The 23,991-nt window shown below is 69.1% G+C and carries 24 protein-coding genes; 13 read left to right on the top strand and 11 right to left on the bottom strand.

Annotation, left to right across the window (positions count from 1 at the left end; all coding sequences use genetic code 11):
• The first annotated feature begins 469 nt into the window (after positions 1 to 469).
• The 5 genes from NG1_RS28175 (at position 470) to NG1_RS28195 (ending at position 6,081) form a co-directional block, all read left to right on the top strand.
• Positions 470 to 1,819, top strand: coding sequence for a hypothetical protein (locus NG1_RS28175; protein WP_062975778.1), 1,350 nt, complete (start codon positions 470 to 472; stop codon positions 1,817 to 1,819).
• Positions 1,819 to 2,838 (top strand): hypothetical protein, encoded by a 1,020-nt coding sequence (locus tag NG1_RS28180; protein ID WP_062975780.1) that lies wholly within the window; start codon positions 1,819 to 1,821, stop codon positions 2,836 to 2,838. Before NG1_RS28175 ends, NG1_RS28180 begins: the two co-directional genes overlap by 1 nt.
• Position 2,839: 1 nt before the next feature.
• On the top strand, positions 2,840 to 4,366 hold the full coding sequence (locus NG1_RS28185) for a tetratricopeptide repeat protein (RefSeq protein WP_062975782.1): 1,527 nt from the start codon (positions 2,840 to 2,842) through the stop codon (positions 4,364 to 4,366).
• Positions 4,363 to 5,619, top strand: a complete 1,257-nt coding sequence (locus tag NG1_RS28190; RefSeq protein WP_062975784.1) for a CHAT domain-containing protein — start codon at positions 4,363 to 4,365, stop codon at positions 5,617 to 5,619. Before NG1_RS28185 ends, NG1_RS28190 begins: the two co-directional genes overlap by 4 nt.
• Positions 5,620 to 5,838: 219 nt before the next feature.
• Entirely contained in the window at positions 5,839 to 6,081 is a 243-nt protein-coding gene (locus NG1_RS28195) for a hypothetical protein (protein ID WP_062975786.1), read from the top strand.
• Positions 6,082 to 6,105: 24 nt separating this feature from the next.
• On the opposite strand, the gene NG1_RS28200 is transcribed toward NG1_RS28195, so the two are convergent.
• The 6 genes from NG1_RS28200 to NG1_RS28225 form a co-directional block, all read right to left on the bottom strand.
• A complete protein-coding gene (locus NG1_RS28200; protein WP_040871157.1) occupies positions 6,106 to 6,510 on the bottom strand; it encodes a nitroreductase family deazaflavin-dependent oxidoreductase in 405 nt (134 codons plus the stop codon).
• A 97-nt stretch (positions 6,511 to 6,607) separates the two neighbouring features.
• Positions 6,608 to 7,447, bottom strand: a complete 840-nt coding sequence (locus tag NG1_RS28205; protein WP_062975788.1) for an alpha/beta fold hydrolase — start codon at positions 7,445 to 7,447, stop codon at positions 6,608 to 6,610.
• A 32-nt stretch (positions 7,448 to 7,479) separates the two neighbouring features.
• Entirely contained in the window at positions 7,480 to 7,776 is a 297-nt protein-coding gene (locus NG1_RS28210; RefSeq protein WP_040871160.1) for a hypothetical protein, read from the bottom strand.
• Between the two features lie 108 nt (positions 7,777 to 7,884).
• The gene (locus NG1_RS28215) at positions 7,885 to 8,610 is read right to left on the bottom strand and encodes an amino acid ABC transporter ATP-binding protein (RefSeq protein WP_062975790.1); all 726 of its coding nucleotides are present in this window, start codon (positions 8,608 to 8,610) and stop codon (positions 7,885 to 7,887) included.
• Positions 8,611 to 10,407 carry an ABC transporter substrate-binding protein/permease gene (locus NG1_RS28220; RefSeq protein WP_062975792.1) on the bottom strand — a complete coding sequence of 599 codons (1,797 nt, stop codon included), beginning with the start codon at positions 10,405 to 10,407 and terminating at the stop codon, positions 8,611 to 8,613. It lies immediately after the preceding gene.
• Positions 10,408 to 10,557: 150 nt separating this feature from the next.
• On the bottom strand, positions 10,558 to 11,352 hold the full coding sequence (locus tag NG1_RS28225) for an LLM class F420-dependent oxidoreductase (RefSeq protein WP_062975794.1): 795 nt from the start codon (positions 11,350 to 11,352) through the stop codon (positions 10,558 to 10,560).
• Positions 11,353 to 11,504: 152 nt separating this feature from the next.
• Here NG1_RS28225 and NG1_RS28230 point away from each other — a divergent pair, with 152 nt between their 5' ends.
• The 3 genes from NG1_RS28230 to NG1_RS28240 all read left to right on the top strand — a co-directional run bounded on the left by NG1_RS28230 (position 11,505) and on the right by NG1_RS28240 (position 15,052).
• Positions 11,505 to 12,764, top strand: a complete 1,260-nt coding sequence (locus tag NG1_RS28230) for a PucR family transcriptional regulator (protein WP_063910461.1) — start codon at positions 11,505 to 11,507, stop codon at positions 12,762 to 12,764.
• 127 nt (positions 12,765 to 12,891) lie between these two features.
• Complete coding sequence (locus NG1_RS28235; protein ID WP_062975798.1) at positions 12,892 to 13,878, top strand: phosphotriesterase family protein; 987 nt, start codon at positions 12,892 to 12,894, stop codon at positions 13,876 to 13,878.
• Positions 13,879 to 13,969: 91 nt separating this feature from the next.
• Positions 13,970 to 15,052, top strand: coding sequence for an ABC transporter ATP-binding protein (locus NG1_RS28240; RefSeq protein WP_062975818.1), 1,083 nt, complete (start codon positions 13,970 to 13,972; stop codon positions 15,050 to 15,052).
• Between the two features lie 119 nt (positions 15,053 to 15,171).
• On the opposite strand, the gene NG1_RS28245 is transcribed toward NG1_RS28240, so the two are convergent.
• The gene (locus NG1_RS28245) at positions 15,172 to 15,702 is read right to left on the bottom strand and encodes a winged helix-turn-helix transcriptional regulator (RefSeq protein ID WP_174315516.1); all 531 of its coding nucleotides are present in this window, start codon (positions 15,700 to 15,702) and stop codon (positions 15,172 to 15,174) included.
• Between the two features lie 99 nt (positions 15,703 to 15,801).
• Here NG1_RS28245 and NG1_RS28250 point away from each other — a divergent pair, with 99 nt between their 5' ends.
• Positions 15,802 to 16,971, top strand: a complete 1,170-nt coding sequence (locus tag NG1_RS28250; protein ID WP_062975800.1) for a thiolase family protein — start codon at positions 15,802 to 15,804, stop codon at positions 16,969 to 16,971.
• A 74-nt stretch (positions 16,972 to 17,045) separates the two neighbouring features.
• On the opposite strand, the gene NG1_RS28255 is transcribed toward NG1_RS28250, so the two are convergent.
• Positions 17,046 to 17,384, bottom strand: a complete 339-nt coding sequence (locus NG1_RS28255) for a hypothetical protein (RefSeq protein ID WP_062975802.1) — start codon at positions 17,382 to 17,384, stop codon at positions 17,046 to 17,048.
• Positions 17,385 to 17,428: 44 nt separating this feature from the next.
• The gene (locus NG1_RS28260; RefSeq protein ID WP_062975804.1) at positions 17,429 to 17,839 is read right to left on the bottom strand and encodes a hypothetical protein; all 411 of its coding nucleotides are present in this window, start codon (positions 17,837 to 17,839) and stop codon (positions 17,429 to 17,431) included.
• A gap of 105 nt (positions 17,840 to 17,944) precedes the next feature.
• Here NG1_RS28260 and NG1_RS28265 point away from each other — a divergent pair, with 105 nt between their 5' ends.
• Positions 17,945 to 18,928 carry an o-succinylbenzoate synthase gene (locus NG1_RS28265; protein ID WP_062975806.1) on the top strand — a complete coding sequence of 328 codons (984 nt, stop codon included), beginning with the start codon at positions 17,945 to 17,947 and terminating at the stop codon, positions 18,926 to 18,928.
• Positions 18,929 to 19,014: 86 nt separating this feature from the next.
• Here NG1_RS28265 and NG1_RS28270 read toward each other — a convergent pair whose 3' ends face one another.
• Positions 19,015 to 19,527 carry a TIGR04338 family metallohydrolase gene (locus tag NG1_RS28270; protein WP_062975808.1) on the bottom strand — a complete coding sequence of 171 codons (513 nt, stop codon included), beginning with the start codon at positions 19,525 to 19,527 and terminating at the stop codon, positions 19,015 to 19,017.
• Positions 19,528 to 19,642: 115 nt separating this feature from the next.
• Entirely contained in the window at positions 19,643 to 20,488 is an 846-nt protein-coding gene (locus NG1_RS28275) for a DUF2786 domain-containing protein (RefSeq protein ID WP_245660092.1), read from the bottom strand.
• Between the two features lie 122 nt (positions 20,489 to 20,610).
• Between NG1_RS28275 and NG1_RS28280 the strand changes: the two genes are divergently transcribed.
• The 3 genes from NG1_RS28280 to NG1_RS28290 are packed head-to-tail and all read left to right on the top strand — an operon-like array spanning position 20,611 to position 23,878.
• Positions 20,611 to 21,912, top strand: a complete 1,302-nt coding sequence (locus NG1_RS28280) for an ABC transporter substrate-binding protein (RefSeq protein ID WP_062975824.1) — start codon at positions 20,611 to 20,613, stop codon at positions 21,910 to 21,912.
• 44 nt (positions 21,913 to 21,956) lie between these two features.
• A complete protein-coding gene (locus tag NG1_RS28285; protein ID WP_083864128.1) occupies positions 21,957 to 22,985 on the top strand; it encodes a carbohydrate ABC transporter permease in 1,029 nt (342 codons plus the stop codon).
• On the top strand, positions 22,985 to 23,878 hold the full coding sequence (locus NG1_RS28290; protein ID WP_174315517.1) for a carbohydrate ABC transporter permease: 894 nt from the start codon (positions 22,985 to 22,987) through the stop codon (positions 23,876 to 23,878). Before NG1_RS28285 ends, NG1_RS28290 begins: the two co-directional genes overlap by 1 nt.
• The last annotated feature ends 113 nt before the right edge of the window (positions 23,879 to 23,991 follow it).

A 23,991-nucleotide genomic window follows, 5' to 3' on the forward strand; every position in this document is an offset into this window, starting at 1 on the left:
ATCGCACGTCACCGGCTGGGGCGGCGTGGGTGGCGGCCGGAAATCCCAAAATGGTCGCCAGGCAAGCACCGAGCGCGGCGGCACTACGGGAGCCCAGGAGTCTGGTTACTGACATATTTGATCCACTTTGATATCTGAGAACTTGCATTCGATCGGGCTTACGGAGCGAGGGCCGGCCGGGGAAACTCCTGATCCAGCACGGGCCGGCATCTCAGTCTGAAGCAGCCGAGGCACTCATGCTCGAGAATGCGCGGATCCGACGGATCGGCAGGTCCCCCGATGCCTGCGGCACAGGTGGGGCGATCAGCGAAGGCGGTACCGCGATTGTGGACGAGGCTGTGCATGCCGCTGCGAAATTGCGACGCACCCGCACACCCCGACTCGGGATTCGACGGAACCGGCACCGAGCATGCATAGTACAGAGCTGAACAGACCCGGCTAACCTGCTCGCATGCGACGACCGCGCGCCATGGTGCTCGACGAGGTGTGGCGCAGGCTCGATGGGGTCGAACCGCTGAGCGGTCCGCACGGGGGTCCGCTGCGCCGGACGGTGAAGCTCGTACTCGACCCGTTGGTGATCCGGCCCGTGCAGCATCCGTTGTGCGCGGGGCCGATCCTGACGGCCGACGGAGCGGTGCTGCTGGAGGCACGCATTCAGGCGGCGGCCGATGCGCTTCGTGCGACGGCGGCGTGGTTCACGGTGCTCAAGCAGGTGCGGCGGACGCTGCGGATCACCGAGGGGCACCCGCAGGACCTGTACTTCCAGCGCTGTTTCGAGCTGGCGACCACCACGGGCATGCCGGATCCGGCACGGGCGCGCGCGGTCGCGGAGGACGCGCTGCGCGAGATCCACGAGTACACCGCGGGACGCACCACGCAGGCGCTGAAGGAGTACCTCACCGACCACACCCGGGAACGGGAGCTGGCCGGGCTGCTCGAGCTGGCCTGGCGGCGGCGTCCGCTCACCGGCCCGGCGGGCGGTGAGCACGACGCGGAGGTGGACGAGCTGCTGGAAGCCTGTGCGGCGGCACGGCTCGGCGAAGACGCCGACGGGCAGCGGACCCTGGACCGGCTGGTCGCGGCCCATGCCGGTACGCACACCGGCATCCGGCTGTGGCAGGACGCGTCCGCTCAGGAACTGGGACTGACCGCGCATCCGGTGCCGCTGCGCCCCGCGATAGGCGCTTCGGCCTCGAAATCGACCCTGGGGCGTCCGTTCGATCGCACCGTGTACGAGCGGGTGTTCACCGTGCTGCAAGCGTCCACCGAACGCGCGGAGCTGCCGCCGATCCCCGAGCTGGTCGACGCCGAGATCGCTCGGAGTTGCGCACCGTGGGCGCTGCTGGACGAGTCGCTGCGTGTGGCGGCGACCGCGGGAACCGCGCTGGCGACCGGATTGGCGCCCATCGAGCACCGCCGCGAACCGTCGACGGGCCGACCGCGTCTGCGTCTGGCCGAAACCGCGCCGGAGACAACGCGATCCACGGCGCATCAGGTGGTCAACAGCCGCTGGCAGCGCGAAGCGTATGTGTTGCAGGCTCGGCGGCTGGTGGTGTCCGCCGAGCCGCCCACCGGCCCGTTGGCCGCCATCGCCGCCGAACTGATCACGCCGTGGCAGCCTTATCTGCGGCGATTGTGGGTCCGCCTGCACGGCAGGGATGTTCGGGAGTTCCCGATCCACGAACCGGACGAGCTGTGGGATCTGCTCGACGGCGTGGCGCGTTCGGTCATCCTGGACCATCGCACGCGGGTCAAGCGGGCGCTGAGTGTGCGGGTGAACGCGGATGAGCCGGACGCGGCGGAATCGAAGGCGAGCTGATGAGCACGACCGTACGCATCCGCCGTCGCGACGACCTGTGGATCATCGCGCCGGACGACGCCCCGACCGTCGTGGACGACCGGGCCGGGGTGGACGTGCTCGTGCTCGAGGTGGCGGGCGGGCACCTGACCTGGAGCCTGCTCAGCGGGCAGGTGACCCCGGCGGCGGTCCTCGACGACCTCGACCTCGCGCAGGAGTGGATCTGGGCGGTGTACGGCCCGGAGGTGTCCCTCGCCCTCGCGGAGACCGGCGGCGAAGAGGAATACCCCGCCGAGCCCGCGCTACCGGACCTCGCCGCGCGCGCCTGGCGGCTCGGCTACGCGCGCTGGGCGGCACGCTGGTGGCCCGCGTCGATCCTGGACGGCATCGCCCCGCTGGACGAGGGCCTGCTCGCGGACGAGATAACCGCTCTGAGCGAGGAATGCGACCTGATCGTCGACGGAGCCGACACGGTAACCGAACAGCGCACGGCAACCCCGGCGCTCGGCCGCGCGGAGGACTACGCGCTGGCCGCCGGACCGGCCGCGACCGTCGCGCCCGGCGCTCTCGTCTTGGCCAGGGGCACCGCGGGCTGGGACTGGCAACGCTGCCCACCGGGCCTGCTCGACGCTTCCGAACGCGCCGTGTCCTGGGCAGTGGTGCGCGAGGCCGGGTCCACGATCGTGCGGGTGAGCGTGGTCGCCGCCCCGCTCTCGCCCGCGGACGTGCCTGCGCATCTGCATCCCCGCGCCGGGATTCGCACCGCGACCGACGCCGCCGACGTGCCGTTGCTGCGCGAGGGCGACCTGTGGCGGGCCGAGACCGCGGCCCCGGCCGGTGCGGAAGCAGGCGTGACCGTGCATGTCTACGTTCCCGCCGTCGGCGTGGACGAACAGGAGCCGGACCCGGCGACCCGACGCGCGCGGATTCGCGACCTGGTCACGGCGCGGCTGCACCGCGCGGACGACGCGTCCGGCAATCCCGTCGATTCCCTCTTGCTGGCGGAAATCGCGGCCGCCGCACCGGATTCGGACTTCTGACATGGCCGAGCCGACTCCCGACGACGGCCGCGAACTGCTCGCCGCGGGCGCGGCGGCGTATACCCGCGGGGACCCGGCCGAGGCCAAGCGACTCTTCGAGGACGCCGCCGAACGAACCACCGGAGACATCAGGCTCGGCGCGATCATCAACGCCGCGAGCATGGCCGACGAACTCGGCGACCACGCCGCCTCGCTCACCCTGTACCGCTCGGCGCTGGCCGAGATGCCGGAGCACGCACCGCGATTGCGCCCGAATGCCCTGGTCAACATGTCGCAGGCGCTCCAGCACCTCGGTGAGCTGGACGCGGCGCAGGAGGCGCTGGAACAGGCGCGGGCATTGCTCGCCGACAACACCGACACCGACCTGGGTGTGCTGCGCGTGGCCTGCCTGCTCTCCCTGACCGCCGTCGCTCTGCACCGGCAGAACTGGGCCTACGCCGCCGAACTGGCCACCGAATCGCTGGAGGCGGCCCGGCGTTTCGCGCCGCAGCTGGCCGGCCACCCGCTGATGAATCTCGCCGCCACCTACTTCGAGACCGGCCGCCGCGACTTGGCCGTCGATTTCGCGCGGCAGGCGCTCGCCGCGTTCGAGTCGGCGGGTGATCGCAACGCCGTCGCCGAGACCGAACAGAACCTCGCCACCATGCTCGTCCGCGTGGAGCGGTACGACGAGGCGGAGGCGCCGCTGCGATCCAGCCAGGAGTATTTCGAGCAGGCCGGGCTCGGGCACCGAGCCGGGATCGGTCTCGAGACCATGGGATTTCTCGCCGAGGGCCGCGGTGATCTGGCGAGCGCGCGGGAGTTCTACGAGCGGAGCCTGGCGTACTTCGTCGCGTCCGAAGCCGTGCTCGACGCCGCGGACGTGCGTATTCGCTCGGCCACCTTGGCATTCCGGTCCGGGCGGGTTGGCGAGTGCGAGGAGTTGCTCGCCACGGCGTTCGCGATCTATGCCGAGCGCGGCCTCGGCCTGCACTGCGCCCAGCTCGATTTCTGGCATGCGACGCTCCTGGAAGGCGCGATCGGCGCGACCGAATCGCCGCAGGCGGAGATGCTCGCGCGTGCCGTCGGAATCGCCGTTCCCGCCGCACTGGCCATCGACGCCGTGCGCCACACCTTGCCGAACGGCACGCAGCGCGAGCAATGGAACCGGCAGATCGCCGACCCGGCGATGCGGTTGGCATTCCGCTTCGCCTACCTTTCCGGCAATGGCGTCCTCGTCGCCGATCTGGTCGAAACACAATGCGCGGGGACGACGTTGGCGCTCGATCGGGCCGAGCGGGAAGCTCCCACCAGGCTGCCGCTCGAATTGCTCGATCCGCCGGAGGAATTCACCGATCATCCCGGCAGCGCCGCCCTGCAACTGGGCGCCGCCCTGGCCGAAGTCGCGGCCGGAGCGGGCCTGCCGGTCGCGCCGCCGCCGCGCCTGGCACTGGCCGCCGAAGGAAGGATCGCACTCGCGCCCTTCATCGCCGCCGCCGAGCAGCGCTATGGCCGGGTGATCCGCGACGATCGGGTGCTCACGGTATGACGCGACCGACGGTGCTCGTCCGGATGGCCGACGCGGGAGACATCTACGTGTCGTGGCGGTGGGTCGATGACAGCGCACCCCGCGGCGCGGGGGTGCTTCCGGAAGACGCGGCGATGCGAGCGGTCGGACTGCTCGCCGACGCGCTCCCCCGGCCCGCCGAACCCGGCGGTCTCGAGCAGGCCCTCACCACCGGCGCGTTCGCCGACTACGAGCGGGAATACGCCGTGGCACAGGCGCTCTCGCGAGCACTGCTGCCCTACGGCCTGGCCGCACAGCTCTACGAGCTGTGGCAGCGCGGCGTGCGCCCACATATCCGGCTGCAACCCTCACCACGGGTCGCCCAAGTGCCGTGGGAAGTCATCGCGCCGGACCGCGACGTCCGGTTGATCGACATCGCCGACGTCAGCCTGCTCGCCCCGGCGAGCGTCGTGCAGGCACCCGGGCGGTTCGCACGCGCCTGGACCGATACCGCCGCGCATCCGATCGTCGCGGTGCTGGACCCGCGCATCCCCGGCTTCCGCGCCGATTCGACGCTCGGTTCGGTGCTGGGCCGGATGACCCCCGAAGCTCCGCTCGCGCGGCGGATGGCGCGTTACCTCGCGGAGGACCGCTTGCGGCCCGAGGTAGCAGGCCCGGTGGACGTTTTCCGGCGCACCGACGTCGATCGCGACTGGCTCGGCGCCGCCCTGCGCGCCGGCGCGAGCCGCTTGATCTACGTCGGGCATGTCACCGCCGCCGCGCCCGAATCCGGCCGCAGCGAGGACGCCGAATTGCACCTCGCCTGCACCGCCGACGCCGTCGGCTTCGCCGAACCATCGCGCACGCACCGGCCGCTCTCGGCCAAGGACCTGCTGCTCGGCACGCACACCATCCACCCGGAACCCGTTGCCGGACCGCAGCTGTGGCCGATGCCGAGCCGGGTCGCGCTGATCGCCTGTGAGAGCGGCGGCGACCTGCGGTTCAGCGAGGCGCTCGGCTTGACCGCCGCGATGGTCACCGGCGGCGCGGAACTGGTCACCGCGAGCCGGTGGCCGCTGCCCACCGATTTCGCCTTCCAGCGCGTCGCGGGCGCACCGGCGCAAGCCCTCCCGCTCCAGGAGGCCATCTGCGCCATCGACGAGGCGCACGAACAACCCGACCCGGTGACCGCCCTCGCCGCCTGGCAGCGCGACCGCTCGACCGCTTGGCGCGACACCGGCCGGATCGAGCATTCCCCGGTGCTCTGGGCAGCCTTCGCCACCGTGTGCGCCTGATTCGGGCAAACCATGCCCACCGGTCTCCATATACCGGTCTACGTGCGGCGATGCCGTGAGATTCGAACGAAAACGGGTAACGCTACTCCTGCGCAAACCGACACCCAGCACCGAACGTGTGGATAAGCTTCAACGCCGTCAGCCATCACGATTCCTGATCAGGAGAAGTCGCAACACCAGTCGGATGACCGCCTCGACCGGCCTCTGAGGAGCCCACCAATGCGCTACTACGCCGTCTACGACAACGACGGGAACATCGCCACCATCCTCGGACAACCCGACGACGCACCGCCGCTGCGCACCGCCGCCTTCCATCGGGGACAACGGCTCACCGAACTGGCCCTACCGGAGGGCGTCGTCGATCCCGCCGACCCGGACAACCTGACCGCTCTGCTGGACCTGGTCGCGGCCCGTCGAGCCGATGCGACCTCTTCCCATGCCGACGCGCCCGCCCATCGCTGAGCAGCACAGCGCTTCGCCGCGTCGTCACATCCGCGTGAGTGCGACCACGGGGATGACCCGGGACGTGCCCATTTCGTGTTCGGCGAAGAACGGATAGGTGTTCTTCAGCATCGCCCAGGTGCGCGCGCGATCGTCACCGGTCAGCGGGGTGGCCAGCGCCGGATAGCTCTCCTGGCCCACCTCGACGGTGACGTGCGGGTCCTTCCGCAGGTTGGAATACCAGTCGGGATGCTTCGGCGCACCGACATTGGACGCGACGATCAGCAGGCGGTCACCGTCGCGGTGGTACATCAACGGGGTGGTGTACGGGGCGCCGGTCCTGCGGCCGGTGGTGGTCAGCAAGATCAGACGGTCGCGCTGCATGCCGTCGATCTCGCCGCCCGCTCGGAACGCGGCGATGGTTCGCCGATTGATTTCCTTGACGTCCACGGTTCACCTCCCTTGATTGCGGTCGACGAACTCAGCTTTCCGTCTGGTCGCGCGCCCTGTCCGGGAAACGCCGGGATCGGCCGCGTCGCCAACGCATTCAGGCGCGATGGGCGAGCAGGTGCTGGATCAGCAGCCGGGTCAGCGCCTCGGGCGCCTCCTCCGGAATCCAGTGCGAGACATCCTCGAGCATCTCGAATCGGTACGGCCCGGAGACGTATTTCCGGGTGGCCAGCGCCGCCGTGGACCCGATGGTGGCGTCCTCGGTGCCCCACACGTACAGGGTGGGCACGCTCGCAGGGCCGATCGGACCCGCCGAATCCATGGCGCGATACCAGTTCAGCGCTGCGGTGAGCGCGCCCGGCTGCGCCAGCCTGCGCACGTACTCCTCCACACGTTCCTCCGGGATCTTCCACTCGAAGATCCGGCGCAGTGCGGCGCAGTCGTCGGCGAGCAAGGTCCGCTCCGCGGTGCGCGGCTGTCGCAGCGTGATCAGGTGGTGCGATCGCTGCGCTTGGTCCTCGTCCTCGGCCATCGCCTGCTGGAGCGCGGCGGGATGCGGCTGCGACACCGCGCCGAACGTGCGAACCCGCTGCGGCAGCTCCGCCGCCACCGCCCACCCGACCAGCGCGCCGCAGTCGTGCCCGATCAGGTCGAAGCGCTCCCAGCCCAGCGCGTCGGCGATGGCCACCACGTCGCCGACCAACTCCTCGAGCCGGTATTCGGCGGCTCGCTCCGGCCGCACACCCGGCGAATATCCGCGCTGGTCGGGTGCTACGGCGTGGCACCCGCCTCCGCCCAGCACCCCGAGCTGGAACTCCCACTCGCGCGCGCCCTGCGGAAATCCGTGCAGCAGCAGCACCTCCCGGTCGCCGGGAGAGCCGGCGGCCAGTACGTCGAAGGTTCCCGCTGCGGTGCGAATCTCGAGTTCTTCGATCACCTGCCCGACTCTAGAACCGGGCACCGACGCGGTCAGTGCTCGTCGAAGTGACCGTCGTGGACGGCGTGGCGGTGGCCGTCGTGCACGTAGTCGACGTGGTCCCCGTGCTGGACGGCCTCGTGGCCGCAGTTGGGACCGTGCTGATGCGGATGATCGCCACACTCGGTGTGCCCGGACCGCTCGCATTCGTCGTAGTGCCCCTGGTGTTCGCGATGCAGATGACCATCGTGGGCGTAGTCGATGTGATCGCCGTGCTGGAACGCGGTGTGCCCGCAGTCCGGGCCGTGCACATGGTCGTGGCCGGTGTGCTGCGCGTGTGCTGTGGTCATCGAATTTCCCTCTTTCCTGGCACGGATAGCTGGAATCGTGATGACCAATACATTAGCAGGTGCGCATCAATAGAGATTGCCTCGCGTGTGCTGGCACGGCGTGCCGACTCAGAGCACCTGCGCGAGGAATCTCTGCAATCGCGGCGTCTGCGCGTCGTCGAACAAGGCGTCGGGCGTGCCGGTCTCCACGACCTGCCCTTGGTCCATGAACACCACGGTGTCGGACACGCTGCGGGCGAAGCCCATCTCGTGGGTCACCACGACCATCGACATGCCGCCGGAGGCGAGGTCGGCCATCAGGGCGAGCACGCCCTTCACCAGTTCGGGGTCCAGCGCCGAGGTGGCCTCGTCGAAGAACATGAGTTCCGGTCGCATCGCCAGCGCCCGCGCGATGGCGACGCGCTGCTGTTGCCCGCCGGACAGGTTGGCGGGGCGGGTATCGGCCTTGTCGGCGAGGCCGACGATCTCCAGCTGTTCGATGGCCAGCGCCCGCGCCTGGTCCTTGGACAGGCCGCGCAGCTTGCGCGGCCCGAGCGCGACGTTCTCCGCGACCGTCTTGTGCGGGAAGAGGTTGAACTGCTGGAACACCATGCCGATGCGCTGGCGCAAGCGATCGGGGTTCTCGGTGAGCACGGACTTGCCGTCCAGCAGCACGTCGCCCTGATCCGGCTCGTAGAGCCGGTTCAGCACCCGCAGCAGCGTCGACTTGCCCGACCCGGACGGCCCGATGACGGTGGCGGTCTTACCCGCGTCCACGTGGATGTCGATCCCGCGCAGCACATGGTTGTGCCCGAGCGTCAGATGCAGTCCGGTACCGGTGAGGGAGGCACTCATCTATCCGCGCCCTTCCGTGATCGTGGCCGCCTCGACTTGGTCGATCGGCCGGTCGGGCCTGCCGGTCCGCATCCGGCGGTCGATGTAGTTGACCAGGTGGGTGAGCGGGATGGTGAGGATCAGATAGACCAGGCCCGCGGCCACCAGCGGCGAGAGGTTCCCGGTCTGCGCGTTGAGGTCGCGGCCGACCGCGAACAACTCGCGTTGAGTGGCGAGCAGGCCGAGGAAGTAGATCAGCGACGAGTCCTTGATCAGGGCGATGAACTGGTTCATCAGCGCGGGCAGCACCCGGCGCACGCCTTGCGGGATCACCACCAGCGTCATCGCTTGGCGGTAGCCGAACCCGATCGCGCGGGCCGCCTCCAGCTGCCCGGCCTCGACCGACTGGATACCGGAGCGGAAGATCTCGCCGATGTAGGCCGAGGCGAGCAACGCCAGCGCGACGGCGCCGAGCCAGTAGGGGTTGTTGCCGGTGAGGTTGCGCGCCACCGGGCCGACGCCGAGCCCGATCAGCAGGATGATCACCACGGCGGGCAGACCACGGAAGATGTCGGTGTACACCCGGGCGGGCCAGCGCAGCCAGCGGGTCCGCGAGATCCCGGCGACCGCGAGCAGCATGCCGAGGACAGTGCCGAGCGCACCCGAGACCACCGCGAGGATCAGGGTATTGGGCAGACCCGTCTCGAGCAGGTCGGGGAAGGCCTTGCGGTACAGCGACCAGTCGAAGAACGTGTCCTTCAACTGCTGCACGGTGGATTTCGGCGTGCTCTGCTGCGTCTCATTCGTTTGCTTACCCGCGGCCAACGCGGCGAAGTCCGGCAGCTGCGGCGCGGGCGCGGCTTTGGAGCCGGGCTTCCAACCGGGGGGCAGCTGCCTGGGCACCCAGTCGGTGTAGAGCTCGGCATAGGTGCCGTCCGCGATCACGGCGTCCAAGCCGCTGTTGAGCGCGTCGATCAGCGGCTGGTTGTTCTTGGCGACCGCGTACCCGACGAAGTTGTCCAGGCTGAAGGTGTTCTGCGAGACCGATATTCCATCACCCGGCGCGATCGCGCCCTCCGCTTGCGCGGACGGAGCGACCCATGCGTCCACCTGGCCGGATTTCAGGTTGGCGTAGGCGGTGTTGTAGTCGGGGAACTTCACCGGGTCCAGGTGCAGCTGGTTCACCACGAACTCGTCCTGCACGGTGCCCTGCACCACGGCGATCCGAGTGCTCCGGTTCAGGTCGGAAAACCCTTTGATGGCACCGCCGTTCGGCGCCACCAGGGAGAAGTAGCCGAAGTCGTAGCCGTTGGTGAAGCCGACCAGCCGGCGGCGCGCGTCGGTGGTGGTGATGTTGGACGAGCCCACGTCGAAACGGCCGCCGGACACCTGGGCGAGCAACCCGGCGAACTCGGTGCCGGAGAACTCCACCTGGAGGCCGAGCTTGGCGCCGATCGCCTTCAACAGTTCGTTGTCGAAGCCGGTGAACGTGCCCTGCCGGTCGACGCAGATGCTCGGCGGTGCGTCCGAGAGCGTGCCCACGCTGAGCTTGCCGGGCGTGATCAAACCGAGCTTCGAGACGTCGATGGAGTTCAGCGGCACGGTGTTCGCGGTGGTGTAGCGGTCACTGCCCGCGGCGGCCGAGGAGGCCAGGTTGGTCGGCGCGGCGGAGGCCGCGGCCACGCCGGGCGGCGCGCAGAGATTGCGCTCCGTGGCCGCGTCGTCGGAGCCGGAACCGCACGCCGTCGCACTGAGACCGACGGCAAGCAATAACACGGCGATCAACGCACGAGACCGCACAGCGGGCACAACAGCCATGACGGACAACCCTAGCCGCGAAAATCTGCTATTCCACAGCTACCCCAGGGTCGCCGGCATGGGAAGCCGATGCCGGGGTAGCCGCCGAGATTTCGATCACGCTGATCCGAACGCCGCGCGGCGACCCGACAGCCGGCAGGCAATCCGTCCTCAGGCCAGGCCGCTGACCGGTTCCGGATTGACCTCGTCACGCCATCGGACGGCGGCGGCGACCGCGCCCAGATCGTAGTCCGGGCCGCTGACCCCGATGGTGAAGGTCGTCACGCCCGCGTCGACGAAGGCGGCCGCCTTCTCCAGCCCCGGCCACTGCACCGAGCGCTCGATGCGCGCCTGGTCGGTGCCGACGGCGGCGCAATGCTCGGCGAGCACCTTGTTCTTGGGTGCGAGCACGTCCAGGTCGGCGAAGGTGTGCCACATGTCGGCGTACTGCGCGACCAGCCGCAAGGTCTTCTTCTCGCCACCGCCGCCGATCAGGATCGGCAGGTCGCGGGTCGGGCGCGGATTCAGTTTCGGCAGCCGGGCGCTGATCCGGGCCAGGGTCTCCTTCAGCAGCTCCAGCCTGCTGCCCGGGGTGCCGAACTCGTAGCCGTACTCGTCGTAGTCCTTCTGGAACCAGCCCGCGCCGAGGCCGAGAATGAGCCGGCCACCGCTGATGTGGTCGACGGTGCGCGCCATATCGGCCAGCAGGTCCGGATTGCGGTAGCCGCCGCCGGTGACCAGCGCGCCGATCTCCACCCGCTCGGTCTGCTCGGCGAACGCGCCCAGCATCGTCCAGCACTCGAAGTGCGCGCCGTCGGGATCGCCGGTGAGGGGATAGAAGTGGTCCCAGTTGAACACGATGTCGACACCCGCGTCCTCGCAGCGCAACACGGCATCGCGGATGAGTCGGTACTCCGGCGCGTGCTGCGGCTGTAGCTGCACTCCGATACGAACTGGACGACTCATGGCACTCTCCTCGTCGCTCGGCAGGCCCCCGCCCGAGGCTACCGGCGCGGTCGCCGTCCCGCAGGCAGCCACCGGTCCACGGCGCGCGCCGACACGCCCGGCGCGAGCTAGGTTGGGGACGCGATGGCGAGCGGGCGGAGGAGGTGCCGGGTGTGACCGACGGCGACGACGATGTGGTCCGCTCGGTCGTCTCGACGATCCTGCGTGATCGTGACCGGTTGATCGCCGAGCTGTCGGCGTCCATGCGCGCGCAGGTCGCGGCGCTCGACTCGGACACCAGGCTGCGCGGCCTGTTCGAAGCGGGCACCACCGACAACCTGATGTCGGTGCTGGACTTCGTGCAGAACGACGCCGCCGAGCACGAGGTGCACGCCCCGGCGCGGGCGCTCGTGTACGCGCGCACGCTCGCCCAGCGCGACGTCCCGCTGTCCGCGCTGATCCGCGCCTACCGGGTGGGACATGCCGGGTTCCTCGATGTCGCGATGCGCTACGCCGTGGAACTGGGCGGTCCGGACAGTGCGGCGGCCATCATCCGGATCGTCAATCGCACCGCCGTGTACATCGACCGGGTGTGCGAGCACGTCGGCGTCGCCTACGAACAGGAACGCGACCGGTGGGTGGGCAGCCGCGGCGGCCTGCGTCAGGAGTGGGTGGCCCGGGTACTGGACGGCTCGGCAGACGACATCGGCCGAGCCGAACAAGTGCTGCGCTATCCCCTGACCGGCCACCACGTCGCGGTGAACGCCTGGACCGAGCCGCAGCTCTCGGCGCGGGCCGCGATGGACGTCCTCGACGCCGTTCGCGCGGCGCTGGTGCCGCTGTTGGGCAACCCGCGGCGGGCGTTGCTGGTGCCGACCGACGAACGCGAGATCCGGATGTGGTTCTCCGTCTCCCGCGACCTGACGATCGATATCGACGCCATCCAGCGCGCGCTGTCGGCCCTGTCGTTGCCGGTGCGGGTGGCGATCGGGGGGCGCGGCGGCGGAGTCGAGGGATTCCGTCGCAGCCTGCGCCGAGCCGACCGGGTACGCGAACTCGTGCTGCTCGCCGGAGACGGCGCGCCCCGGGCGGTGTCGCACGAACAGGTGGCGGCCATCGCCCTGCTGAGTGGTGACATCGAGGAACTTCGCCGATACGTGGCCGACTGCCTCGGTGAGCTCGCCACCGACAACCAGCGCAATCTCTGGCTGCGCGAAACGCTGCGCGTCTTCCTCGCCAACAACCGCAGTTACGCCGCGGCCGCACAGGAGTTGGCGGTCCATCGCAACACCGTCCAGTACCGGGTGGGGCAGGCCGTCGAGCTGATCGGCCACGTCTTCGACGATCCCGACCGCACGCTGCACCTGCACCTGGCGTTGCAGGCCGCGCGCTGGCTCGGACCGGCGGTGCTGCGACCGAACCCGGCGCTCTGAGCCGGCCGCTCTATGTGCGCACCGCACGAAAGTTGTACGAAGTTTCGGTGTCGGCGAATATGGCCCGTCTCACATCCCGGTTCGTAGCATTCCCCCGGATGCGCAGCTGAGCTGAGGAGAAACCGCCATGTCAACGCTGGAAACGGTGTGCGGGACGATCGATACCGCCGATATCGGAGTGACATTGATGCACGAGCACGTCTTCGTGCTCACCGGGGACATGCAGCAGAACTATCCGGCCGAATGGGGCTCCGAGGACGAACGCATCGCCGACGCGGTGCGCAGGCTGCGAGTCGCCTACGACGCCGGTGTGCGCACGATCGTCGATCCCACGGTGGTCGGGCTGGGCCGCTACATCCCGCGCATCCAGCGGATCGCCGAGCAAGTGCCGCTGAACCTGGTGGTCGCCACCGGTATCTACACCTACGGCGATCTCCCGTTCTTCTTCCACTACCGCGGGCCCGCGTTGAACGACATCGTCGGCGCGCAGGTCCCCGACCCGATGGTCGACATGTTCATCGGCGACATCCGCGACGGCATCGCGGGCACCGGGGTGAAGGCGGGCATGCTCAAGTGCGCGATCGACCGGCAAGGTCTCACCCCGGGTGTGGAGCGGGTGATGCGCGCGGTCGCCCGGGCCCATCTCGCGACCGGCGTCCCGATCACGGTGCACACCCATCCCGAGTCACGCAGCGGGCTGGACGTGAAGCGCGTGATGTGCGACGAGGAAGGCGTCGACCCCCGCCGCATCGTGCTCGGCCACAGCGGCGACACCACCGACTGCGATCACCTCGCCTACCTGGCCGACTCCGGCTTCGTCCTCGGCATGGACCGCTTCGGCATCAACCTCGACACCACCTTCGAAGCCCGCGCGGACACGCTGATCGAAATGGTGCGCCGCGGCTACACCGACCGGATGGTGCTGTCCCAGGACGCCAGCTGTTACCTCGACTGGATCGAGCCGGCCGCCATGGCCGCCCTGCCGCAGTGGCACTACACCCACCTGTTCGAGGACGTCTTCCCCTACGTGCTCGATCGCGGCGTCACCAAGGAGCAGATCGGCGCGATGCTCGTCGACGTTCCGCGCGCGTTCTTCGAGGCACGCACACGCTGACATGGCTCATCGCCGACCGGCCCGATAGGATCGCCGCACCCTTACTCGGATCGTCCGGCACGTTCCTGCCGGGATGGGATGTGAATTCGTCATGGCCACGGTGACCTTCGACAACGCGACGCGGCTCTACCCCGGGTCCACCACACCAGCGGTGGATCGGCTGAATCTGGAGATCGAGGACGGTGAGTTCTTGGTCCTGGTCGGCCCCTCCGGCTGCGGGAAGTCGACCTCGCTGCGCATGCTCGCCGGGCTGGAGGACGTCAACGGCGGCCGCATCCTGATCGGCGACAACGACGTGACGCACGCCGAGCCGAAGGAACGCGATATCGCCATGGTGTTCCAGAACTACGCGCTCTACCCGCACATGACCGTGGCCGAGAACATGGGCTTCGCGCTGAAACTGGCCAAGGTCGCCAAGGCGGAGAAGCAGAAGCGGGTGCTGGAGGCGGCCAAGCTGCTGGACCTGGAGCCCTTCCTGGATCGCAAGCCGAAAGCGCTGTCCGGCGGCCAGCGCCAGCGGGTCGCGATGGGCCGCGCGATCGTGCGCCAGCCGCAGGTATTCCTGATGGACGAGCCGCTGTCCAACCTGGACGCAAAGCTGCGGGTGCAGACCCGCACCCAGATCGCGCAGTTGCAGCGCAGGCTCGCCACCACCACGGTGTACGTCACGCACGACCAGGTCGAGGCGATGACCATGGGCGACCGGGTCGCCGTGCTGAAGGACGGCCTGCTGCAACAGTGCGCCACGCCGCGCGACCTCTACCGCGATCCGGCCAACGTGTTCGTCGCGGGATTCATGGGTTCACCGGCCATGAACCTGTTCACGCTTCCGGTCGCCGACGGCCGGGTCCAACTGGGCGGGCACACGCTCGCGTTGCCGCGCTCGGTGGCGGACGCTGCCGGGGCCACCGTGACCGTCGGCATCCGGCCGGAGCACTTCGAGCTGGGCGACGGCTCCGGCATCGAGATGGAAGTGGACGTGGTGGAGGAACTCGGCTCCGACGCCTACATCTACGGCCGCACCAGCGCCGAGGGCGCGACCGACGGCGCCGGGGAAACCATTGTGGCGCGCGCGGATTGGCGCAACCCGCCCGCGAAGGGCACCCGCCTGCGGCTGGCCACCGATGCCGAGCACATCTACTTTTTCGACATCGACGGGCGCAGGCTCAACTGAGCACTGCGCCCAGAAGGTCCGACCGAGCGCTGCGCCCAATAGGACCGGCAGCCCGCGTCAGGCGGGCAGCGATCCAGGCGCGCCGCGGAATACGGTCGCCGGGAGCGGGCCCGGCGCGGTCAGTCCGTCGCGTCCGATCGACGGCGTTCGCGCCGCCGCCGGGCGTATTCGTCGTTGAGCCGCACGCCCAGTTCCTCGAGTTCGATCTCGCGGCCGGATTCGCTGCGCACCTGTACCCGCACCGGATCGCCGGTGGCCTCCTCGACCAGGAGCAGCGGGGCCGGTCCCGGTTGTAAGTAGGCGTCCCCCCACTGCATGAGCGCCAGCACGGCGGGCAGCAGATCCCGGCCCATCCGGGTGAGCACGTATTCGTGCCGGGTGCGCTTGCCTTCCTCTCGATACGGCCGTTTCGCCAGCAAGCCCGCCTCGGTGAGCTTGCGCAACTGGGCGGCGGCCGCCGCGTCGGTGATGCCGACCCGGCTGGCGAACCCGTCGAACCGCCGCGTCCCGTAGTACGCCTCGCGCAGGATGAGCACCGCCGAGCGGGTGCCGATGAGGTCCATCGCCTTCGCGATCGAGCATTCGTCGGCCTTCCACGCGCTGAGATCGGCCAACGGTCCTTCCATCACTGCTGCCATGACGAACATCATACCGAAGCTGACTTGCCTCAACTATCGCCAGAGGTACTCTGACTATGTGTTGATAGAGCCAGGCATGGCGGCCCGGCTCTCGGTCCGGAAGGAAGCACCATGAGAGACGCGGTGATTGTCGAAGCGGTACGCACCCCGATCGGCAAAGGCAAGCCGAACGGCGCACTGCACAATGTCAACGCGGTGGACCTGCTGGCCCACAGCCTGCGCGAGGTGGTGGACCGCAGCGGCATCGATCCCGCACTCATCGACGACGTGATCGGCGGCGTCGTCACCCAGTTCGGCGAGCAGGGCGCGAACATGACCAGGCGCGCAGCGCTGGCCGCCGGATATCCCGAATCCGTCCCCGCGACCACCGTCGACCGGCAGTGCGGCAGCAGCCAGCAGGCGATCCACTTCGCCGCGCAAGGCGTGATCGCGGGCGCCTACGACATCGTGGTCGCCGCGGGCGTGGAGTCGATGGGGCGAATCCCCATGGGCGCCAATCTGGTCGGTTCGGACGATATCTCCGGCGTCGGCTTCGCCGAGCGCTACCCCGACGGCCTGGTGTCGCAGGGCATCAGCGCCGAGCTGATCGCGGCGAAGTGGGGACTCACCCGCACGCAGCTGGACGAGTTCGCGCTCGCCAGTCACGACAAGGCCGCGCTCGCCACGAAGAACGGCCTGTTCGCCCGGGAACTGGCGCCGATCAACGGCCTCACCACCGACGAGGGCATCCGGGTCGGCAGCACGTTGGAGACGCTGGGCGCACTCCGGCCCGCCTACTACGACCCGGCCATGGCCGCCCGTTTCCCGCAGATCGGCTGGGCCATCACGGCGGCGTCCGCGAGCCAGGTCAGCGACGGCAGCGCGGCGGTGCTCATCATGACCAGCGAGCGCGCGAAAGAGCTCGGGTTGAAACCGCTCGCCCGGCTGCACAGCTTCGCGGTGGCCGGTGACGACCCGCTGCTGATGCTCACCGCGGTGATCCCGGCGACCCGGAAAGTGTTGCAGCGCGCCGGTTTGCAGCTGTCGGACATCGATCTGGTCGAGATCAACGAGGCCTTCTCGCCGGTGGTGCTGGCCTGGGCGCACGACACCGGCGCGGACCTGGCGAAGGTCAACGTCAACGGCGGCGCGATCGCCATCGGCCATCCGCTCGGCGCGTCCGGCACGCGCCTGATGACCACGCTGGTGCACGCCATGCAGGACCGCGGCGCCCGCTACGGCCTGCAAACCATGTGTGAGGCGGGCGGTTTGGCCAACGCCACCATCGTCGAAAGGTTGTAATCAGCCGCGCCGCCGGCGGTGCGTGTTCGTCGCGCGAACACGCACGCCGGTGGCGGGCGTTCGGCCGCGGCCGATCAGTACGAAACGAGTACTGCCGCGATCAGGAAACCGACCAACCAGGACTCGAGAATCAACGGGATCGCGATGAGCGGCGTCCACGCGATCGGCCTGCCGTCGCGCACTCTCTCCAGCGCCGAGAACACCGCCGCGAGCACCGATGCCACGATGCCTGTCCAGGCGATCACTTGCGCCCACGGGAGATACCCCGCTCCACTCCCGGCCTCGCCGTCGCGCGCGAGCACATCGTAGAGCGGGACGAAAGACGCCATCAGCCAGCCGAATCCGAGCACGATCACCGAGCCCAGCGCGACGCGCAGCGCATCGGCCGTTCGCCGCCGGAAATGCCACGCCATGCCTTCAGCATGACCGGCGCACCGCCACCCGGCATCTCGGCGGTTCAGTTTCCCGGGTAGACCTGCGACGCCAGGGCGAGGCCGCCGCCGAACGAAGCGACGATCAGCACGATCGCCAGCACCGGCCAGTACCACATGTACCAGCGCTTCACCGCGGCCAGAATGAGCATCCCGGTCACGCCGACGATCGCGAACGCGGTACCGCCCCAGGACACCACGAAGGCCCAGCCCAGGTAGTCGGTGCGGCAGTTGTCCGGCCCGCACGGATCGGTGGCGAAGGCGAAGAAGACGGTGAAGTAGGCCGCGGCGAGGCCGAGGACCGCCGCGACGCAGTACAGCACGACGGCGAGCACGACGTCCCAGGTCCGCACCGCCCGCTGCTCGGCGGGCGGACGTGCGGGCCCCTGCGGCATGCCGTAGGGCGGCCAGGGCTGCGGGATACCGGTCTGGATCATGACGCCAACGATCCCGCGTCGGTCGTCCGGGCGACTCCGGGAAACTACTCGAGTCCGCGTGCGCAATCCCCGGTCCGCGCCGGCGGCCGAATAAGCTGGGCGGCGATGATCGACTCCGCAGCGCAGAACATCGTCTACGCCATTCCGATGCGCACCCGTTTCCGTGGCATCACGGTGCGCGAGGGAATGCTGATCCACGGACCGCGCGGGTGGGGCGAGTTCTGTCCGTTCCCCGAATACGACGACCGCGAGGCCGCCGCCTGGCTGGCCACCGCACTGGAACAGGTCACGACGGGCTGGCCCGAGCCGGTGCGCGATCGCATTCCGATCAATTGCACCGTGCCCGCCGTGGCCCCGGAGCAGGCGCACGCGATCGTGGGCCGGTCCGGCTGCCGCACCGCCAAGGTGAAGGTCGCCGACCACCCCGACTCGCTCGCCGAGGATCTGGCGAGGGTGGAGGCGGTACGCGACGCGCTCGGCCGCAACGGCGCGATCCGGGTCGACGCGAACGCGGTCTGGGATGTCGACACCGCCGTGCGCCACATCCAGCGGATCGATAAGGCCGCGGGGGGCTTGGAATATGTCGAACAGCCCTGCCGGACGATCGAGGAACTCGCCGCGGTGCGACGCCGCGTCGACGTCCGCATCGCCGCCGACGAATCCATCCGCCGCGCCGAAGACCCGCTGCGGGTCGCGGTCGCCGGGGCCGCCGACATCGCCGTCCTCAAATGCACGCCGCTCGGCGGCGTCCGGCGCGCCCTGCAAGTGGCGGAGGCCGCGGGACTGCCGTGTGTGGTCTCCTCCGCGCTCGAGACCAGCGTCGGCCTGGCCGCGCAACTGGCGCTGGCCGGCGCGCTGCCGGAACTCGACTTCGCCTGTGGTCTCGGCACTTTGAGCCTGCTCACCGGCGATGTGACGCCTGGCGCGCTGCGCGCCTCGGACGGTTATCTCCCCGTCCTGCGCACCCCACCCGAGCCGGACCCGCATCTGATGGAAAGCCATCGCCATCCCGATGCCGACCGCACCGCGTGGTGGCAGGAGCGGCTGGCCCGCGTCAGCGCCCTGGTCCAGCAGGCCCCGCCCACATGACCGCGCGAAAACCACTGCCACTTCGCGCGTCGCGCCTTCGAGCACCGCGACACACCCGCCGAGTGGTCTTCCGCTGAACGGTGGCCTTACCCGATCCGTACCCCGCAGCCGAGCATTGTCGTCCGCAGGAGCAACGCCGCCTCAGGACCGATAACGCCGTCGACCAGTTCCACATAGCGATCACAGAACTCCGGACCGTGCGCGGCCACCGACGCCGGGGCCGACTCCAGGTGATGCGCCAGTTCGTGCAGGATCACCAGTTCCCGCAGCGCCCAGGCGGTGCCGCCGGTGTGCAGCGGAACCGCTAACACGTTCCCGGCCGCCTCGTAATGCGCGGCGGTGGTCCCGGCCCGCGAGCGGACGCGCACCGCCACGGCGGCCCGGTCCCACCGCGCCCGTATCCAATCGAGGGCCAGCACCTTGTCCGCATAGCTCTGCACGGATTCCACCGAGGCGAAGCGTCGCTCGATCGGCAAGGTGAGCTGCGAACCGTAGAGTTCGACGGTGCGCGCACCGTGCTCGTCGGCGCGATCGAACACCCCGCGTACCAACTGCTCGGCGTCGTATACCTTGGCGCGCTGGCTGTCGCGCACCGTCATGGTCGCTCAGCCGATCGCGCGACAGCGGGCACCAGCCGGTTGCCGAAACCCGCCGATGCCTCCGACGATCGCGCGTGGCCACGCCCGCCCGCACGCCCGATGTCGTGCACGCTGGTCAACCGCCCTCGGGGGAGCTCAACTTCCGCCGGGCAGCCGGGAGTTCGGGCGAGGTACCGAGCCGCGCGGCGCGGCCCGCGCGATCCCCCGCCGCCCGCGCCGCCGCCGAATGCCCCGCCGACGCCTGCGGCCCGCGCCAGGTGCCGCGCGCCTCCGACGTCTTGGCGTAGAAGTCCGTGAGCTCGATCTCTTTGGCGCGCAATGCCAGCGCCGTGCCGGTGGCCTCGGCTTCCCGTGGCAACACCTCCGCTTCGACCTCGGCCTTCACCTCCGTCAGCCGCCGCCCGATCCGCGCGGCGAACGCCATCTGGAAGTTCAGCCGTGCTGTCACACCCGCGACCGGCGCCTGCACCCGGCGCCGGACCGGACGACCCCATCGCTTCTCCACCACGATCTTCTCGACGGTGGCCGATTTGTAGGCGCCCGACTTGATGTACTGATCGGACGCGCGCACCATCTGCACGAGCAGGCTGGCGTAGAGCGCCTCGCAGGTATCGATGTCGGAGTCGAATCCATACGCGTAGACCTGCGTCGAGGTACGGGCGACATCGCAGCGCACGTCGTTCGCCGCCGCGATCGCGACGAACAACTGGACATAGGTCCGCAACCCGCGCTTGCCCGGCTCACCGATCGGGATGACCCGCTGCACCGGCGTGGGCCTGCGCTCGCGTCCCGCGATGTGCGCCCGCGCCACCGCGAGGTCGATGGACGACTTCGTGGCCAGGCGCTGAGCCGCAGCGAGAAACGCTTCGGCCTCGTGCTCGTTGTCGGTGGCCTCGGCCTTGCGCAGCAGCCCACCGATGCGCGTGAGCATCCGATCGGGAACCGCGTTCGGCGAAGTCATCGCGCCCCAGCCTAGCGAGAGACTTACCGCCACTGTCCCGCACTCCGGATCGACACCATGTATCTTGCCTTGTGCACCGGCAGGGTGTGCTGCCGCTCACGAATGATCCTGGAGTGTTTGCGATGGCTGTGAAGAAGGTGTCGTCCCTACGTTCGTCGCTGGTGCCGCGAGCCGCGGTGGCGGTCGCCTCGGTCGGGCTGCTGACCGCGACGTTCACCAGCGCCTGCTCCAGCGACAGCGGCGGCAGTCCGACCAGCCAGAACCTCACCGGTCGCGGTCCTATCACCTACGTCGAGGGCAAGGACACCACCGAGACCGGCGCGGTCAAGCAGCTGATCGAGCGCTGGAACGCCGCGCACCCGGACGAGCCGGTGACGTTCAAGGAACAGTCGAACGACGCCTCGCAGCAGTACGACGACCTGGTCGAGCACATGCGGTCCAAGCAGTCCAACTACGACGTGGTCGCCTTGGACGTGCCGTGGACCGCCGAGTTCGCCGCCAAGGGCTGGATCCAGCCGCTGAAGGACTCCTTCACTATCGACACCAGCGCGCTGCTCTCCCCGCCGGTCGCCAGCGCCACCTACAACAACACGCTCTACGCCGCGCCCCGCAACACCAACGGCGGCCTGCTGTTCTACCGCAAGGACCTGGTGGCGAACCCGCCCAAGACCTGGAACGAACTGCTCGCCCAGTGCCCCATCGCGCGCCAGCAGAACATCGGTTGCTACGCGGGCCAGTTCGCGCCCTACGAGGGCCTGACCGTGAACGCGGCCGAGGTGATCAACGCCTATGGCGGCAGCTTCGTCGGCGCCGACGGCAAGACCCCCACGGTGAACAGCGCGCAGTCCCGCGCCGGACTGAAGGTCCTGGTCGACGCGTACAACAACGGTGACATCCCCAAAGAGGCCATCACCTTCAAGGAGCCCGAGTCCAGCAACGCCTTCGCGCAGGGCAAGCTGATGTTCCTGCGTTCGTGGCCGTCCACCTTCGGTGATGTCGGTGGCGAGGCCTCCGCCGTGAAGGACAAGTTCGCGGTGGCCCCGCTGCCCGGAGAGAACGGCGTCGGCGCCTCCACCCTCGGCGGCTACAACGCGGCGATCAGCGCGTACTCCAAGAACAAGGCCACCGCGCTGGACTTCCTGCGCTTCCTGATCAGCGAGGACGCGCAGCACATCGTCGCCGCGGGTGCGCTGCCCTCGGTGCGCGCGTCCATGTACGACGACCCGGCGCTGATCGCGAAGATGCCGTACCTGCCCGCGCTCAAGGACTCCATCTCCAGCGCGGTGCCGCGCCCGGTGACACCCTTTTATCCCGCGGTGAGCAAGGCCATCCAGGACAACGCTTATGCTGCGTTGAACGGAACCAAGTCCGTCGACGACGCGATCACCGGGATGCAAAAGGGCATCGAAACCGCCGGATCGTGAGCGGTTGAGCGCAACGGACCCGACGAACCCGCAGGAGAGAAACGGTGTCGGATCCTTCGGGAACGGCGACTAGCGTGCCGAAAGACGACGAGGTCGTTCCGGCCGGGCGCGGCTTCGCCGCCAGGACGGCCCTGGAATTGCGACGATCCGGGAAAGCCTGGGTGTTCGTCACGCCCGTGCTGATCGCGCTGGCGGTCGTCATCGGGTATCCCGTGATCCGGGCGCTGTGGATGTCCTTCCAGAAGGACCCCGGCCTCGACCCGGCGACCGGCATGTTCGTCGAGGGCGGCAACGCCGGGTTCGCGAACTACACGCACTGGCTGCTGCAGCAGTGCCAGGTCGCCACCGGCGAGACGGTGGCCTGCCCGACCGGCAACCTCGGCTCGCAATTCTGGGTGGCCATCGGGGTCACCCTGTTCTTCACGGTCGTCACCGTCGCGCTGGAAGCGACGCTCGGCCTCGGCATGGCCATGGTGATGGGCAAGACCTTCCGCGGCAGGGCGCTGCTGCGCGCGGCCGTGCTGATTCCGTGGGCCATCCCCACCGCCGTCACCGCGCGGTTGTGGGAGTTCATGTTCCAGTACGACGGCGTGGTGAACCGCGTGCTCGGCACGCACATCCTGTGGACCTCCGACGCATGGCCCGCCCGGTTCGCGGTGATCGCGGCCGACGTCTGGAAGACCACGCCGTTCATGGCGCTGCTGCTGCTGGCCGGACTGCAAGTGATTCCGGCCGACGTATACGAGGCGGCTCGCGTCGACGGCGCCTCGGCCTGGCAGCGGTTCACCCAGATCACCCTGCCCCTGCTGAAGCCCGCCCTGCTGGTCGCGGTGCTGTTCCGGACCATGGACGCCCTGCGGATGTACGACCTGCCCGCGATCATGACGCTGGGCAACCCGTCCACCCGCACGGTGTCGATCCTGGTGGTCGATCAGGTCCGGCAAGGCCCCAACAGCGCGGCCGCGTTGTCCACGATCACCTTCCTTTTGATCTTCGCCGTGGCGTTCGTGCTGGTGAAGATCCTCGGCGCGAACGCGGTTCGCACCCAGGAAGAACAGCGGGAGGCGCACTGATGTCCGTGCAGACGGCGCAAAAACCGGCGACCGACAAGTCCGCCGCGCGGCCGGTTCCGTGGACCCGACGACTCGGTTCGGTACGCCTGTACCTCGGCGCGCTGATCGTGCTGGTCTGGGGTCTCGCGCCGTTCTACTGGATGGCGGTCACCGCGTTCCGCGACCCCGACTACACCTTCGACAACACTCCGTGGCCGACGCACGTCACGCTGGAGAACTTCCGCAACGCGTTCGACACCAGCCGCGGCAACAATTTCGGCAAGGCGCTGGTCAACAGCATCGTGATCGGCTCCATCACGACGGCGATCGCGCTGGTGATCGGCGTGCTCGCCGCGTACGCGCTGGCGCGGCTCACCTTCCACGGCAAGTACGTGGTGTCCGGCCTGATCCTCAGCGCCTCGATGTTCCCGGTGGTCGTGCTGGTGACCCCGCTGTTCCAGCTGTTCACCAACCTCGGTTGGATCGGCGAATACCAGGCGATGATCATCCCGAACATCTCGTTCGTGCTGCCGATGACGGTCTACATCCTCGCGTCCTTCTTCGCCGAACTGCCGTGGGAACTCGAAGAAGCCGCCCGGATCGATGGCGCCACCAAGTTGCAGGCGTTCCGCCTGGTGATGCTGCCCTTGGCCGCTCCCGCCGTGTTCACCACCGCGATCCTCGCGTTCATCGCCGCGGTCAACGAATACCTGCTCGCGCGTTTGCTTTCCAGCGACAAGACCGAACCGGTCACCGTCGCGATCGCCCGCTTCTCCGGCAACAACCCGCTGGTCCAGCCGTACGCGGCGATCATGGCGGCAGGCACCATCGTCACCATCCCGCTGGTCGTCATGGTCCTGCTCTTCCAGCGCCGCATCATCTCCGGCCTGACCGCGGGCGGCGTGAAGAGCTGAATCTTTGGCAGCGACTTCGTCGCTGCGTGTTCGCGGCCCCTTTATGGCTCGTGTTCGAGCGACCGCCGCTGGCGACTTCGTCGCGGACGCGGCGGCCGCTCGAACACGAGCCG

Origin of the sequence: Nocardia gamkensis NBRC 108242, from assembly GCF_001612985.1 — a bacterium.
Classification (GTDB): Bacteria; Actinomycetota; Actinomycetes; order Mycobacteriales; family Mycobacteriaceae; genus Nocardia; species Nocardia gamkensis.